The organism is Citrobacter sp. CK185 (genome assembly GCF_030333565.1).
In the GTDB taxonomy this organism is placed as follows: Bacteria; Pseudomonadota; Gammaproteobacteria; order Enterobacterales; family Enterobacteriaceae; genus Citrobacter_B; species Citrobacter_B koseri.
The window spans coordinates 977,245-991,415 of the sequence record NZ_JAOWFR010000026.1 but is presented as its reverse complement, the minus strand read 5'-3'; the positions used below and the strand labels follow the sequence as shown (position 1 = coordinate 991,415).

The following is a 14,171-nucleotide window of genomic DNA, read 5'->3' as shown; positions in this document are numbered from 1 at the left end:
TACAATGAGTAAATGCAGTGCTGATGAAACCCCGGTTTGCTGCTGTATGGATGTTGGCACCATTATGGACAACTCCGATTGCACCGCGTCTTACAGCCGTGTGTTTGAAAACCGCGCGCAGGCCGAAGAGACGCTGGCGGCTCTGACAGAAAAAGCGCGTGGCGTGGAGTCTGAACCTTGCCAGATTACATCCACCTTTACCGAAGAAGCTGAAGGCGTGCGTCTGGACATCGACTTTGTCTTCGCCTGCGAAGCTGAAACGCTGATCTTCCAGCTGGGTCTGCGTTAATCCCCTTCTTTGAATGCCCCTGTCAAATTCTGGCAGGGGCATTTTCGTAACCCTCTGTTACTATCCTCTGTGTCTTAGCTCTCACTTTCTGGCGTCTCCGCTTGGCGAAATGTAAAAAATTGGTTAAGACTGTGATCAGGTCAGACCACTTATTTTATTTTTTACAGGGGAATGTTATGAGTCAGGCTTTACCACTGGTTACCCGCCAGGGCGATCGTATCGCCATTGTAAGCGGATTACGTACGCCGTTTGCTCGTCAGGCCACCGCTTTTCATGGCATTCCTGCTGTTGAGTTGGGAAAAATGGTTGTTGGGGAATTGCTGGCGCGCAGTGAAATACCTGCCGAGGTTATTGAGCAACTGGTTTTTGGCCAGGTGGTGCAAATGCCTGAAGCTCCCAACATCGCCCGGGAAATTGTGCTGGGTACGGGGATGAATGTTCACACCGATGCCTACAGCGTAAGCCGGGCGTGCGCGACCAGTTTTCAGGCGGTAGCGAATGTTGCGGAAAGCCTGATGGCGGGGACGATTCGCGCGGGGATTGCTGGCGGCGCGGACTCCTCTTCCGTGTTACCCATTGGCGTCAGCAAAAAGTTGGCGCGTATACTGGTGGACGTCAATAAAGCCCGCACGACCGGGCAAAAACTCAAACTCTTTTCCCGCCTGCGTCTGCGAGACCTGATGCCTGTTCCGCCCGCGGTCGCTGAATATTCCACCGGGCTGCGGATGGGCGATACGGCCGAGCAAATGGCGAAAACCTATGGCATTACGCGTGAGCAGCAGGATGCGCTGGCGCATCGTTCCCATCAACGTGCCGCACAGGCCTGGGCCGAAGGTAAACTGGCGGATGAGGTGATGACGACATATGCGCCGCCGTATAAAGATCCTTTCTCTGAAGACAATAATATTCGTGGCAACTCTACTCTGGCAGATTATGCGAAGCTGCGCCCCGCGTTTGATCGACAACACGGGACGGTCACTGCGGCGAACAGTACGCCGCTGACGGATGGCGCGGCAGCCGTCATCCTGATGACGGAGTCTCGCGCTAAAGAACTTGGCCTGGCGCCGTTGGGCTATCTGCGTAGCTATGCGTTTACCGCAATTGACGTCTGGCAGGACATGCTGCTGGGCCCGGCCTGGTCGACGCCGCTGGCGCTGGAGCGGGCCGGATTAACGCTGGCCGATCTCTCGTTAATTGATATGCATGAAGCCTTTGCCGCTCAGACGCTGGCTAACATTCAACTGCTTGGCAGCGAGCGTTTTGCTCGCGACGTACTGGGCAGGGCGCATGCGACCGGGGAAGTGGATGACAGTAAGTTTAACGTCCTCGGCGGGTCGATTGCCTATGGACATCCGTTTGCCGCAACGGGGGCGCGGATGATCACGCAAACCCTGCATGAGCTACGCCGTCGGGGAGGCGGTTTTGGCCTGGTGACCGCGTGTGCTGCGGGGGGTTTAGGGGCGGCAATGGTTCTGGAGGCGGAATAATGGACATGACATCAGCGTTCACGCTTAACGTGCGTCTGGATAACGTCGCGGTCGTCTCTATTGATGTCCCCGGTGAGAAAATGAATACCCTGAAGGCGGAGTTCGCGACGCAGGTTCGCGCCATCCTGAAACAGATTCGGGAAAACAAGGCGCTGCGCGGTGTGGTTTTTATTTCTGCGAAGCCGGATAACTTTATCGCGGGGGCGGATATCAACATGATCGGCAACTGCAAAAGCGCGCAGGAAGCTGAAACGCTGGCGCGTCAGGGCCAGCAGATAATGGCTGAAATTCAGGCGTTGTCTGTTCCGGTTGTCGCCGCCATTCACGGCGCGTGTCTTGGCGGCGGGTTAGAGATGGCGCTGGCTTGCCATCGGCGCATTTGTACTGATGATGCGAAAACCGTGCTGGGCCTGCCGGAAGTGCAACTGGGGCTGCTGCCAGGGTCTGGCGGTACGCAGCGATTACCGCGCCTGGTTGGGGTGAGTACGGCGCTGGACATGATCCTCACCGGTAAGCAGTTACGGCCAAAACAAGCGCTCAGGGTTGGCCTGGTGGACGAAGTCGTGCCGCATGCCATCTTGCTTGAGGCTGCCGTGGAACTGGCGATTAAAGGGCGTTCCGCTCAGCGGAATTTACCGGTGCGTGAACGTATTCTGGCCGGACCGCTTGGACGCACGCTGCTGTTTCGCATGGTCAGTAAAAAAACCGGGCAGAAAACGCAGGGTAATTACCCGGCGACAGAGCGAATCCTTGAGGTGATTGAAACCGGGCTGGCGCAGGGAAGCAGTAGCGGATACGACGCGGAAGCGCGGGCGTTTGGCGAACTGGCGATGACGCCGCAGTCGCAGGCGTTGCGGAATATCTTTTTTGCCAGTACCGAAGTGAAAAAAGATCCGGGGAGCGATGCGCAGCCTGGCCCGTTAGCCAGCGTAGGCGTGCTGGGCGGAGGTCTGATGGGCGGCGGTATTGCTTACGTGACGGCCTGTAAAGGCGGCTTGCCGGTTCGCATCAAAGATATTAATGCCAAAGGCATCAACCACGCGCTGAAGTACAGCTGGGATCAGCTTGAAACCAAAGTTCGCCGCCGCCATATCAAAGCGGGCGAACGCGACAAACAGCTGGCGCTAATCTCCGGCTCAACGGATTACCGCGGCTTCTCGCATTGGGATCTGGTTATTGAAGCGGTGTTTGAAGATCTGGCGTTAAAACAGCAGATGGTGGCGGAAGTCGAGCAAAACTGCGCTCCTCACACCATTTTTGCCTCCAACACCTCATCTTTACCCATCGGCGACATCGCGGCTAACGCGGCCAGGCCTGAGCAGGTGATTGGTTTGCACTTCTTTAGCCCGGTAGAAAAAATGCCGTTGGTGGAGGTCATTCCTCATGCGACAACCTCCGCGCAGACGATCGCAACGACCGTTAAGCTGGCGAAAAAACAGGGCAAAACGCCGATTGTGGTCAGCGATAAAGCCGGGTTCTACGTTAATCGTATTCTTGCCCCGTATATCAACGAAGCAATACGGCTGCTGACCGAAGGCGAACGCGTCGAAGCGATCGATGCCGCGCTGGTCAAGTTTGGTTTTCCGGTCGGGCCAATCCAACTTTTGGATGAGGTTGGCATCGATACAGGCACTAAAATTATACCTGTACTGGAGGCCGCTTACGGCGAACGTTTTAGCGCGCCTGCAAACGTTGTTGCCTCAATTTTGAATGACGATCGCAAAGGCAGAAAAAATGGTCGCGGTTTCTATCTTTATGGCGTGAAAGGGCGTAAAAGCAAAAAACAGGTCGACCCTGCAATTTATAGGCTTATTGGTACGCAAGGGCAGAGCCGACTTTCTGCGCAGCAAATGGCTGAGCGGTGCGTGATGTTAATGCTCAATGAAGCGGCGCGCTGCTTTGATGAGAAGGTGATCCGCAGCGCGCGTGATGGCGACATCGGCGCGGTATTTGGTATTGGTTTTCCGCCGTTTCTTGGCGGTCCGTTCCGTTATATGGACACTCTCGGCGCGGGTGAAGTGGTTGCGGTTCTGCAACGACTGGCTACGCAGTATGGCGACCGGTTTACCCCGTGCGAGCGCTTATTGCGGATGGCTGAACGCGGTGAACGTTTCTGGAACAGTGGGGAAACAGACCTGAAGGAATAAGGTCATATCAGGACGAGACCGCACCGAATGACTGTGTGGTGGTCAATTTGTAAACAAAGATTGACTATACTTACGCCATTGAGGTAAAAAACAGCGTTTCATTCGGTGAATGGATAAGGCACAATGCCGGCCACCGCATTTTTATCATACCCGTCAGGGTTTTTGCTAAGAATGTGGGTGATTCTGGTTAACAAAAGCGGTGCAATATGCAAGTTTTTATCATGCGTCACGGCGACGCGGCCCTCGATGCCGCCAGTGATTCGGTTCGTCCCTTAACCTCGTGTGGTTGTGACGAATCCCGCCTTATGGCGAACTGGCTGAAAGGTCAAAAAGTGGATATCGAACGTGTTCTGGTGAGCCCGTTTCTACGAGCCGAGCAAACGTTGGATGTGGTAGGGGAGTGTATGAACCTGCCTGGCAATGTGGACGTTTTGCCGGAGCTTACTCCTTGCGGCGATGTCGGTATGGTCAGCGCCTGGTTGCAGACGCTGGCGAATGAAGGCGTCGCATCGGTGTTAGTGATCTCTCACCTGCCTTTGGTGGGATATCTGGTGTCTGAACTCTGTCCTGGCGAGACGCCGCCAATGTTCACCACATCTGCGATTGCCAGCGTAACGCTTGATGAAAGCGGCAAAGGGATTTTCAACTGGCAGATGAGCCCGTGTAATCTGAAAATGGCAAAAGCGATTTAACGTTATTATCGTCGGTTGGATACTGTGCCTGATGGCGCTTCGCTTATCAGGCCTACATCCTGCACTGACTCCGTAGGCCGGATAAGGCGCCTGATGGCGCTTCGTTTATCAGGCCTATAGCCTGCACTGACCCCGTAGGCCGGATAAGGCGCTTGCGCCGCCATCCGGCAATCGGCATTGTCAGGGAAGCTCCGGCGGCAACCACTCTTCTACTTCAATCAATACCAGCAGCGCAGCGTCCCCGCCGTACTCTTTTGGCGCCTGATGGAAGGCCATAACGTGCGGATGTTGCGCCAGCCATAACGGCGTTTGTTGCTTAAGAATATGCTTTCCGTGGCCGTGCATCACACAGGCGCAAAAGACATGCTCGCGGCGACAGGCGGCAATCAGCGCCCCCAGCTCTTGTTTGGCCTGTTGTTGCGTCAGACCGTGCAAATCCAGGAACAACTCCGGCGAATAGTCGCCCCGACGCATTTTCTTCAGCTCGAAATGGCTGACGTCGGCACGCACATATTTCACCGGGCCGTCCGTATTCAATAACGGTTGAAATTCATCGGAGAAATAGTGGCTGGCATCAGCCTGCTCCTGTATCAGACGCTTGACCGGGGCTTCTGTGATTTTTTTACGTTGCGGTCGGTGGACAATGGTGTCCTGCTTAATCTGGCGGGTGCCGGTCATTAACTGCCGGAACAACGCCTGGTCCTCCTCGCTGAGCGATGTTTTCTTTTTCATTCGAACGTCTCATCTTTTATTTTGCGTTAGTTTACCCGACTCAGGGGACATTCGTTCAGCCAAAACGCAATTTTCACGCTCTGGCGCCGCGTGAGTGCTGATTTATCGCCGTCTTCGTGGCAAACTAGCCGCCGAATTTAATGCGAGCATGCCCTGGAGGAATACGTGGATAAAATTTTCGTTGATGAAGCAGTGAGTGAGCTGCATACCATTCAGGACATGTTGCGCTGGGCGGTAAGCCGGTTTAGCGCGGCGAATATCTGGTATGGTCACGGCACGGACAACCCGTGGGATGAGGCCGTACAGCTGGTACTGCCGTCACTTTATCTGCCGCTGGATATTCCAGAAGACATGCGCACCGCGCGCCTGACGTCCAGCGAACGTCACCGCATTGTTGAACGGGTCATTCGTCGTGTCAACGAGCGTATTCCGGTGGCCTACCTGACCAATAAAGCCTGGTTCTGCGGCCATGAATTCTATGTTGATGAACGCGTATTAGTGCCACGTTCGCCGATTGGCGAGCTGATCAACAACCGCTTCGCGGGGCTTATCAGCGAGCAGCCGCACCACATTCTGGATATGTGTACCGGCAGCGGATGTATCGCTATCGCCTGTGCTTATGCTTTCCCGGAGGCGGAAGTGGATGCCGTTGATATCTCCAGCGACGCGTTAGCCGTAACCGAACACAACATTGAAGAGCACGGTCTGCTCAACCATGTCACGCCGATTCGCTCCGATCTGTTCCGCGATCTGCCGAAAGTGCAGTATGGCCTGATTGTGACGAACCCGCCGTACGTTGATGCGGAAGATATGTCCGATCTGCCGAATGAATATCGTCATGAACCTGAACTGGGCCTGGCGTCCGGCACTGACGGTTTAAAACTGACCCGCCGTATTCTGGGCAACGCGCCGGACTACTTGTCCGATGACGGTATTCTGATTTGTGAAGTCGGAAACAGCATGGTACATCTGATAGAACAATATCCCGATGTACCGTTTACCTGGCTGGAGTTCGATAACGGCGGCGACGGCGTCTTTATGCTGACGAAAGCGCAGCTCATTGCGGCTCGCGAGCATTTCAGCATCTATAAAGATTAATCAACGGTCAACAACACAACAACGATAACGGAGCCGTGATGGCAGGAAATACACTTGGACAACTCTTTCGCGTAACGACTTTTGGTGAATCACACGGGCTGGCGCTCGGTTGTATCGTTGATGGCGTTCCGCCGGGCATTCCGCTAACGGAAGCCGACCTGCAACACGATCTCGACAGACGCCGTCCGGGAACCTCGCGTTACACGACCCAGCGTCGTGAACCGGACCAGGTGAAAATTCTCTCCGGTGTCTTTGAAGGTGTGACGACGGGCACCAGCATTGGCCTGTTGATTGAAAATACCGATCAGCGTTCACAGGATTACAGCGCCATTAAGGACGTTTTCCGCCCGGGCCATGCCGACTATACCTACGAGCAGAAATACGGTCTGCGCGATTACCGTGGCGGCGGTCGTTCTTCCGCCCGTGAAACGGCGATGCGCGTCGCGGCTGGCGCGATTGCTAAAAAATATCTGGCGGAGAAACACGGCATCGTCATTCAGGGGTGTCTGACCCAGATGGGCGATATTCCGCTTGAAATCAAAGACTGGCAGCAGGTTGAACAAAACCCGTTTTTCTGTCCTGATCCAGATAAAATCGACGCGCTGGACGAACTGATGCGCGCCCTGAAGAAAGAGGGCGATTCGATTGGGGCAAAAGTGACCGTCGTGGCAAACGGCGTTCCGGCAGGGCTTGGCGAACCGGTCTTTGACCGTCTGGATGCGGACATCGCTCATGCGCTGATGAGCATCAACGCGGTAAAAGGCGTGGAGATTGGCGATGGGTTTGATGTGGTCGCGTTGCGAGGCAGCCAGAATCGCGATGAAATTACCAAAGAGGGCTTCCTGAGCAACCATGCGGGCGGTATTCTCGGCGGTATCAGCAGCGGGCAACAAATTGTTGCACATATGGCGCTGAAACCCACTTCCAGTATTACGGTGCCGGGACGTACGATTAACCGCTTTGGTGAAGAAGTCGAGATGATCACCAAAGGGCGTCACGATCCGTGCGTTGGGATCCGCGCCGTGCCGATCGCTGAGGCCATGCTGGCGATCGTGCTGATGGATCACCTTCTGCGTCAGCGCGCGCAAAATGCGGATGTAAAGACTGATATTCCACGCTGGTAATCAATGAAAAAAACGGCACTCGCGTTGCTGGCTCTTCTGGTCAGCAGCGCCAGCCTGGCGGCGACGCCCTGGCAGAAAATTACGCATCCTGTTCCCGGAAGTGCGCAATCCATCGGCGGCTTTTCGAATGGCTGCATTGTTGGGGCAGACACGCTTCCCGTGCTGTCCGAACACTATCAGGTGATGCGTACCGATCAGCGCCGCTATTTTGGTCATCCCGATCTCGTGATGTTTATTCAACGACTGAGCACTCAGGTCAGCAATCTTGGGTTTGGAACGGTGTTGATCGGCGATATGGGGATGCCTGCGGGCGGGCGGTTCAACGGCGGACATGCCAGCCACCAGACCGGGCTCGATGTTGATATTTTTCTGCAACTGCCGAAAACACGCTGGACGCAGGCGCAGCTACTGCGACCTCAGGCAATTGACCTGGTCTCCCGCGACGGCAAACATGTGGTGCCTTCGCTGTGGAAGCCGGAAATCTCCAGCCTGATCAAACTGGCGGCGGAAGATAACGACGTCACGCGTATTTTTGTTAATCCTGCCATTAAACAGCAGTTATGCCTGGATGCCGGAACCGATCGTGACTGGTTGCGTAAAGTGCGACCCTGGTTCCAGCATCGTGCGCATATGCATGTACGATTACGTTGCCCTGCCGACAGCCTGGAGTGCGAAGATCAGCCTTTGCCTCCGCCTGGCGATGGATGTGGCGCAGAACTACAAAGTTGGTTTGAACCTCCTGAACCTGGAACAACAAAGCCTGAGAAGAAGACACCGCCACCGTTGCCGCCTTCCTGCCAGGCGCTACTGGATGAGCATGTACTCTAATGGACAATTTTTTAAATCTGTTTATGGTGTCCCCGCTGTTATTGATTGTTCTTTTTTTCGTGGCAATGCTGGCTGGATTTATTGATTCGCTGGCGGGGGGAGGCGGCTTATTAACGATCCCTGCATTAATGGCGGCAGGCATGTCGCCAGCACAGGCGCTGGCGACCAATAAATTGCAGGCCTGCGGCGGCTCCCTCTCCGCGTCAATCTATTTCATTCGTCGCAAAGTGGTTAATCTTGCCGATCAGAAACTCAATATTCTGATGACGTTCATTGGCTCAATGAGCGGCGCGTTACTGGTGCAATATGTCCAGGCGAGCATTTTGCGGCAGATTTTACCGGTGCTGGTTATTTGTATTGGCCTTTATTTCCTGTTGATGCCGAAACTCGGCGAAGAGGATCGTCAGCGTCGGCTTTATGGCCTGCCTTTCGCGCTGGTCGCCGGGGGCTGTGTCGGATTCTACGATGGCTTCTTCGGCCCGGCTGCCGGATCGTTTTACGCGCTGGCGTTTGTGACGCTGTGCGGGTACAACCTGGCGAAATCCACCGCCCATGCCAAAGTGTTGAATGCCACCTCGAATATTGGCGGCCTGTTGCTGTTCGCTATTGGCGGTAAAGTCATTTGGGCGACAGGTTTCGTGATGCTGATTGGCCAGTTTCTGGGCGCTCGTATGGGCTCGCGACTGGTGTTAAGCAAAGGACAGAAGCTCATTCGCCCGATGATTGTCATCGTCTCTGCGGTGATGAGCGCCAAACTACTTTATGATAACCACGGACAGGAGATTCTCCACTTGCTGGGGATGAACTAATGAACAGTACGCATCATTACCAACAGCTAATTGATATTTTTAACGGCTGCTTTGCCGACGATTTTAATACCCGTCTGATTAAAGGCGATGACGAACCGGTCTATCTTCCTGCTGATGCGGACGTGCCGTACCACCGGATTGTTTTTGCGCACGGCTTTTACGCCAGCGCGCTGCATGAGATTTCGCACTGGTGTATTGCCGGAAAGGCGCGTCGTGAGCTGGTGGATTTTGGTTACTGGTATTGCCCGGATGGGCGTGATGCGCAAACCCAAAGCCAGTTTGAAGACGTGGAAGTGAAACCGCAGGCCTTTGACTGGTTGTTTTGCGTGGCGGCGGGTTATCCGTTTAACGTCAGTTGCGACAATCTGGAAGGGGACTTCGAACCGGATCGCGTGGTATTTCAGCGCCGGGTTCATGCCCAGGTGATGGAGTACCTGGAAAAAGGCATTCCTGAACGCCCGGCCCGGTTTATTAAAGCGTTACAGAATTATTATCACACGCCTGACATTACGGCGGAACAGTTCCCGTGGCCGGAAGCGCTCAACTGAGGCCGACGCCACGTTTACAATGAGGAAAGAAGATGATCGCGGAGTTTGAATCACGCATTCTGGCATTAATCGACGATATGGTAGAGCACGCAAGCGATGACGAGCTGTTTGCCAGCGGATATCTGCGTGGCCACCTGACGTTAGCAGTTGCAGAACTGGAAGGCGGTGATGACCATTCCGCAGAAGCGGTGTATGCCAACGTCACCAGCAGCCTGGAAAAAGCGATTGGCGCAGGCGAGTTGTCGCCGCGTGACCAGGCGTTAGTAAAAGAGATGTGGGATAACCTGTTCCAGAAGGCCATTAACGCGTAGGCCGGATGCGTCGCCATCCGGCATTTTCACCTTGCCGGGTGGCGTTAACGTTCATCCAACGGATGGACTTATTTCACCGCTTTTCCCTTCAATAACTTCCGTACCCACAGACGATTCGGGTTTAACGCCGCCAGCGTGTCAGCATCCATCGGAATGGGCTCTTCACTCATTTGCGCCGCGAGAATTTCCGCACAGAGCGGGGCTGAACACAACCCGCGCGATCCGAGCGCTCCTAGCATAAACAAATTAGGATAAACCGGCGCGCGTTCGGCGGCGTCTTTCTGTCTGGCAAGAGCGGCGTATTGTGCGAGCGTTGCATCATAGTCCGGCACATTTCCGACCATCGGCAGATGATCGCGCGTGGCGCAGCGTACGCCACAGCGCGCTGCTTTTTCGCTGACATCAACCTCTTTTGCCCATGCGGCATTCGGGAAGCAGTCGATCAAGCGCTGGCGATTCTGCTGCTGATCGTCTTCACGATAGGCAGTTTCCTCACTGCCGCGATGGTAACTGGCGCCAATGCAGTGCTGATGAGTGGCAGGGTTTTGCGGCGTGAGGTATCCGTCGTAGCACAGCACCTGGCGTAATGCGGAAAGCGCAGGCGTCGTCGGGATATGGCTTACCTGACCAGCCACCGAATAGACCGGTAACGGACGCGTCTGGTCAACGTGGTTAATCTGATGCCCGTTTGCCAGCACGACCACCTCATGTTCAACTGCCTTACCCTCTGCAAATTGCAACTGCCAGCCTGTGGCCTGGTGCGAAAGGGCGGTGAGCGTGTGTGTATAATGCCTCCGCAGCCCTTGTGTGGCCGCTAGCGCCAGCAGCGCAGCGGTTAATTGTGCGGGGCACAGCCAGCCGCCAGCCGGATACGTTATTCCGCGACAGTGTGTCGCCACGCCTGTTTCCTGCTGCGCCTGGTCTGGATCTACAGCCACTGCGAGCGCATCGGGCAACGCCAGCGACAGCATCTGATCGATTTTATGCTGGCTCTTTTCGTCCCAGCCCAGTTGCGTGACGCCGCACCAGTCATGGTCGAAAGTCACCGGCAGCGCGTCATACAGACGCCGCGCGAACGTAAACGCGCTCGGGAAAAAGAGGTTAATCGCCGCATCGTGTTTGCTGAGCAGGGGATAAAGTGCCCCCTGGCGATTGCCGGATGCGCCTTGCGCGGGCTGCTCATCTGAACAATAGAGCGTTACCTGCCAGCCGCGGCGCAGAAGCGCCAGTGACAGCAGCGCGCTGGCGATGCCACCGCCGATGATTGCGACGTCTCGTTTGGCGCTGCCGCTGCGGGTGAACCACGGCGTCGGAGAGGGGAACCTCAGCGCGTGCGCTATGACGCCGCAAAGCATTTCACGCTTGCGGCCAAAACCTTTGCGTTTTTGCATCGTGAACCCTGCCTCCTGCAACCCCCGGCGCACGAATCCCGCAGAGGTAAACGTCGCCAGCGTTCCGCCGGGGCGAGCCAGTCGCGCCATGGTGGAAAACAGATTCTGCGTCCACATGTCAGGGTTTTTCGCGGGGGCAAAACCATCCAGAAACCAGGCGTCCACTTTCTGGTTCAGAGATTCATCCAGTTTCCCCGTCAGTTCATTAATATCGCCGAACCAGAGATCCAGCGTCACGCGACCGTCATCAAGAATCAGACGATGGCACCCGGCCAGCGGCAGCGGCCACTGCGCGTGTAGCTGCTGTGCCCAGGGGGCAAGCTCCGGCCAGTGTTGATGGGCTAACGCGAGATCGGCCTGCGTCAGGGGAAATTTTTCAAAACTGATAAAATGTAATCTTTGTAGCGTAGCCTCAGGGTGAGCGTCGCGAAACTGCGAGAACGCCTGCCAGAGCATCAGGAAGTTAAGGCCAGTGCCGAAACCGCTCTCCGCCACCACGAATAATGGGCGAGGGTGCAGCGGAAAACGCTCCTCAAGCTGATTGCCGCCGAGAAAAACATAACGCGTCTCTTCCAGCCCATTATCATTGGAAAAGTAGACGTCATCGAAATCTCGGGAAACAGGTGTACCCTCAGCGTTGAATTCAAGGTTGGCAGGTTGTATAGCGTATTGTTTCACGTAAGTTACTCGTCTGACAGGCAGTGTCACGATCTTAGCGATGTGCGCCCGGAGGCGCAAATTTCCATATTAATTGGCTGATCGGACTTGTTCGGCGTACAAGTGTACGCTATTGTGCGAGTCGAATCTTAAAATAGTGCGACTTACAGAGGTATTGAATGAAACGTGCAGTGATTACTGGCCTGGGCATCGTTTCCAGCATCGGTAATAACCAGCAGGAAGTCCTGGCATCTCTGCGTGAAGGACGTTCAGGGATCACTTTCTCTCAGGAGCTGAAGGACTCCGGCATGCGTAGCCATGTTTGGGGTAACGTCAAACTGGATACCACTGGCCTCATTGACCGCAAAGTAGTGCGCTTTATGAGCGACGCATCCATCTATGCTTACCTTTCTATGGAGCAGGCGATTGCTGATGCGGGTCTCTCTGTAGAAACTTACCAGAATAACCCGCGCGTTGGCCTGATTGCAGGTTCCGGCGGCGGCTCCCCGAAATTCCAGGTCTTTGGCGCAGATGCCATGCGTAGCCCGCGTGGTCTGAAAGCCGTTGGCCCGTATGTAGTGACCAAAGCGATGGCCTCCGGCGTTTCTGCCTGCCTCGCTACGCCGTTTAAAATCCACGGCGTGAACTACTCCATCAGCTCTGCTTGCGCGACCTCTGCACACTGCATCGGCAACGCGGTTGAACAGATTCAACTGGGCAAACAGGACATCGTCTTTGCCGGCGGCGGCGAAGAGCTGTGCTGGGAAATGGCGTGTGAATTCGACGCGATGGGCGCACTGTCCACCAAATACAACGACGATCCGTCTAAAGCTTCCCGTACCTATGATGCGAACCGTGATGGTTTCGTTATCGCGGGCGGCGGCGGTATGGTTGTGGTTGAAGAACTGGAACATGCTCTGGCGCGCGGCGCGCACATCTATGCGGAAATCGTCGGTTATGGCGCAACGTCCGATGGCGCTGACATGGTTGCACCGTCAGGCGAAGGCGCAGTGCGCTGCATGCAGATGGCGATGCACGGCGTTGACACTCCGATTGACTACCTGAACTCCCACGGTACTTCTACGCCGGTAGGCGACGTGAAAGAGTTGGGCGCAATTCGTGAAGTCTTTGGCGATAAGAGCCCAGCTATCTCCGCGACCAAAGCGATGACCGGTCACTCTCTGGGTGCGGCTGGCGTGCAGGAAGCTATCTATTCGCTGCTGATGCTGGAACACGGCTTTATCGCGCCGAGCATCAACATTGAAGAGATGGACGAGCAAGCGGCAGGTTTGAACATCGTCACCGAAGCCACCGATCGCGAGCTGACGACCGTTATGTCCAACAGCTTCGGCTTTGGCGGCACCAACGCGACGCTGGTTATGCGTAAGCTGAAAGCGTAAATCTGAAGACGTTGGGCGGATAAGGCGTTTACGCCGCTATCCGACATCAACGTTTGCCTGATGGCGCTTCGCTTATCAGGCCTACAGGGGAGCCGATAATGGCTCCCTTTTTTATTGCTTGTTTTCGTATTCCTGCGCGACTTTTGCCGACCACGCCCTGGCGCGGGAAATAGCGCCTGCATCGTAGATCGGGTGTTCAAACTGGTGGGTAAGATCGCGTACCCGATAAATTTTCCATTGACCATTTTCCCGGCGAGTGTACACCATTAAATGGATAAGGCGGGTATCGGAATCGCCAAGCCACACATCCACTTTTTCACCTCCCAAAAAAGCACTGGCTGTTCCTGCGTGGAATTTAGCGATCCATTCCGGCGCGTAGTCCTGCACGTACATAAAGTAGTCTGACGCCACGATTTCCTGCTCATAAAGGTTATCAATTAGCGTCAGGCGATTGATAAGTTCTTTCGCGACATAGCGTTGCATTAATGCCAACTTATCATGAGGGGTATCCTGATCCTCTGTGAATGTTTTCATCCATGAGAGATAGAATTGGTTAATATCCTGCGTACTATCGCGATGAGGTGTAGCGCAGCCGCAAAGCAACAGGATAAGCGTAATAAGAGGAAACGCTTTCATTACTTTTTTCCCTGAAAGAAAA

14 protein-coding genes are annotated in these 14,171 nt (G+C 55.0%); 11 read left to right on the top strand and 3 right to left on the bottom strand.

Annotation, left to right across the window (positions count from 1 at the left end; translation table 11 throughout):
- The first annotated feature begins 4 nt into the window (after positions 1-4).
- The 4 genes from OGV79_RS19380 (at position 5) to sixA (ending at position 4,615) form a co-directional block, all read left to right on the top strand.
- Entirely contained in the window at positions 5-289 is a 285-nt protein-coding gene (locus tag OGV79_RS19380; RefSeq protein ID WP_024130148.1) for a YfcZ/YiiS family protein, read from the top strand.
- 176 nt (positions 290-465) lie between these two features.
- Positions 466-1,776, top strand: a complete 1,311-nt coding sequence (fadI, locus tag OGV79_RS19375; RefSeq protein ID WP_248622925.1) for an acetyl-CoA C-acyltransferase FadI — start codon at positions 466-468, stop codon at positions 1,774-1,776.
- Positions 1,776-3,923, top strand: a complete 2,148-nt coding sequence (gene fadJ, locus OGV79_RS19370; protein ID WP_286468813.1) for a fatty acid oxidation complex subunit alpha FadJ — start codon at positions 1,776-1,778, stop codon at positions 3,921-3,923. Before fadI ends, fadJ begins: the two co-directional genes overlap by 1 nt.
- A 206-nt stretch (positions 3,924-4,129) precedes the next feature.
- Positions 4,130-4,615 carry a phosphohistidine phosphatase SixA gene (gene sixA / locus OGV79_RS19365; RefSeq protein WP_047462281.1) on the top strand — a complete coding sequence of 162 codons (486 nt, stop codon included), beginning with the start codon at positions 4,130-4,132 and terminating at the stop codon, positions 4,613-4,615.
- A gap of 180 nt (positions 4,616-4,795) precedes the next feature.
- Here the strand turns inward: sixA and smrB are convergent, their stop codons facing one another.
- The gene (smrB, locus tag OGV79_RS19360) at positions 4,796-5,347 is read right to left on the bottom strand and encodes an endonuclease SmrB (RefSeq protein WP_248622926.1); all 552 of its coding nucleotides are present in this window, start codon (positions 5,345-5,347) and stop codon (positions 4,796-4,798) included.
- A 165-nt stretch (positions 5,348-5,512) separates the two neighbouring features.
- On the opposite strand from smrB, the gene prmB reads away from it, so the two are divergent.
- The 6 genes from prmB to OGV79_RS19330 are packed head-to-tail and all read left to right on the top strand — an operon-like array spanning position 5,513 to position 10,065.
- Positions 5,513-6,445 (top strand): 50S ribosomal protein L3 N(5)-glutamine methyltransferase, encoded by a 933-nt coding sequence (prmB, locus tag OGV79_RS19355; protein ID WP_248622927.1) that lies wholly within the window; start codon positions 5,513-5,515, stop codon positions 6,443-6,445.
- Positions 6,446-6,483: 38 nt separating this feature from the next.
- Positions 6,484-7,569, top strand: a complete 1,086-nt coding sequence (gene aroC, locus OGV79_RS19350) for a chorismate synthase (protein ID WP_012131439.1) — start codon at positions 6,484-6,486, stop codon at positions 7,567-7,569.
- A gap of 3 nt (positions 7,570-7,572) precedes the next feature.
- Positions 7,573-8,397, top strand: coding sequence for a penicillin-insensitive murein endopeptidase (mepA, locus tag OGV79_RS19345; RefSeq protein ID WP_248622928.1), 825 nt, complete (start codon positions 7,573-7,575; stop codon positions 8,395-8,397).
- A complete protein-coding gene (locus OGV79_RS19340; protein WP_012131441.1) occupies positions 8,397-9,206 on the top strand; it encodes a sulfite exporter TauE/SafE family protein in 810 nt (269 codons plus the stop codon). The genes mepA and OGV79_RS19340 overlap by 1 nt, the downstream gene beginning before the upstream one ends.
- Positions 9,206-9,754, top strand: a complete 549-nt coding sequence (locus OGV79_RS19335; RefSeq protein WP_012131442.1) for an elongation factor P hydroxylase — start codon at positions 9,206-9,208, stop codon at positions 9,752-9,754. The genes OGV79_RS19340 and OGV79_RS19335 overlap by 1 nt, the downstream gene beginning before the upstream one ends.
- 32 nt (positions 9,755-9,786) lie before the next feature.
- Positions 9,787-10,065, top strand: a complete 279-nt coding sequence (locus OGV79_RS19330; RefSeq protein WP_012131443.1) for a YfcL family protein — start codon at positions 9,787-9,789, stop codon at positions 10,063-10,065.
- A gap of 68 nt (positions 10,066-10,133) precedes the next feature.
- On the opposite strand, the gene mnmC is transcribed toward OGV79_RS19330, so the two are convergent.
- Positions 10,134-12,134: a bifunctional tRNA (5-methylaminomethyl-2-thiouridine)(34)-methyltransferase MnmC2/FAD-dependent 5-carboxymethylaminomethyl-2-thiouridine(34) oxidoreductase MnmC1 gene (mnmC, locus tag OGV79_RS19325; RefSeq protein WP_248622929.1), complete on the bottom strand. Its 2,001-nt coding sequence runs from the start codon at positions 12,132-12,134 to the stop codon at positions 10,134-10,136.
- A gap of 158 nt (positions 12,135-12,292) precedes the next feature.
- Between mnmC and fabB the strand changes: the two genes are divergently transcribed.
- A complete protein-coding gene (fabB, locus tag OGV79_RS19320) occupies positions 12,293-13,513 on the top strand; it encodes a beta-ketoacyl-ACP synthase I (protein WP_047462293.1) in 1,221 nt (406 codons plus the stop codon).
- 111 nt (positions 13,514-13,624) lie between these two features.
- Here fabB and OGV79_RS19315 read toward each other — a convergent pair whose 3' ends face one another.
- Positions 13,625-14,149 carry a YqhG/Tai3 family protein gene (locus OGV79_RS19315; RefSeq protein WP_286468812.1) on the bottom strand — a complete coding sequence of 175 codons (525 nt, stop codon included), beginning with the start codon at positions 14,147-14,149 and terminating at the stop codon, positions 13,625-13,627.
- Positions 14,150-14,171 lie beyond the last annotated feature (22 nt).

Bases quoted from the DNA above. Each gene is read 5' to 3' on its own strand.
- OGV79_RS19380 (WP_024130148.1), top strand. From the start codon at position 5: ATGAGTAAATGCAGTGCTGATGAAACCCCGGTTTGCTGCTGTATGGAT.
- aroC (WP_012131439.1), top strand. From the start codon at position 6,484: ATGGCAGGAAATACACTTGGACAACTCTTTCGCGTAACGACTTTTGGT.
- smrB (WP_248622926.1), bottom strand. From the start codon at position 5,347: ATGAAAAAGAAAACATCGCTCAGCGAGGAGGACCAGGCGTTGTTCCGG.
- OGV79_RS19340 (WP_012131441.1), top strand. From the start codon at position 8,397: ATGGACAATTTTTTAAATCTGTTTATGGTGTCCCCGCTGTTATTGATT.
- mepA (WP_248622928.1), top strand. From the start codon at position 7,573: ATGAAAAAAACGGCACTCGCGTTGCTGGCTCTTCTGGTCAGCAGCGCC.
- OGV79_RS19315 (WP_286468812.1), bottom strand. From the start codon at position 14,149: ATGAAAGCGTTTCCTCTTATTACGCTTATCCTGTTGCTTTGCGGCTGC.
- sixA (WP_047462281.1), top strand. From the start codon at position 4,130: ATGCAAGTTTTTATCATGCGTCACGGCGACGCGGCCCTCGATGCCGCC.
- OGV79_RS19335 (WP_012131442.1), top strand. From the start codon at position 9,206: ATGAACAGTACGCATCATTACCAACAGCTAATTGATATTTTTAACGGC.
- fabB (WP_047462293.1), top strand. From the start codon at position 12,293: ATGAAACGTGCAGTGATTACTGGCCTGGGCATCGTTTCCAGCATCGGT.
- OGV79_RS19330 (WP_012131443.1), top strand. From the start codon at position 9,787: ATGATCGCGGAGTTTGAATCACGCATTCTGGCATTAATCGACGATATG.
- fadI (WP_248622925.1), top strand. From the start codon at position 466: ATGAGTCAGGCTTTACCACTGGTTACCCGCCAGGGCGATCGTATCGCC.
- fadJ (WP_286468813.1), top strand. From the start codon at position 1,776: ATGGACATGACATCAGCGTTCACGCTTAACGTGCGTCTGGATAACGTC.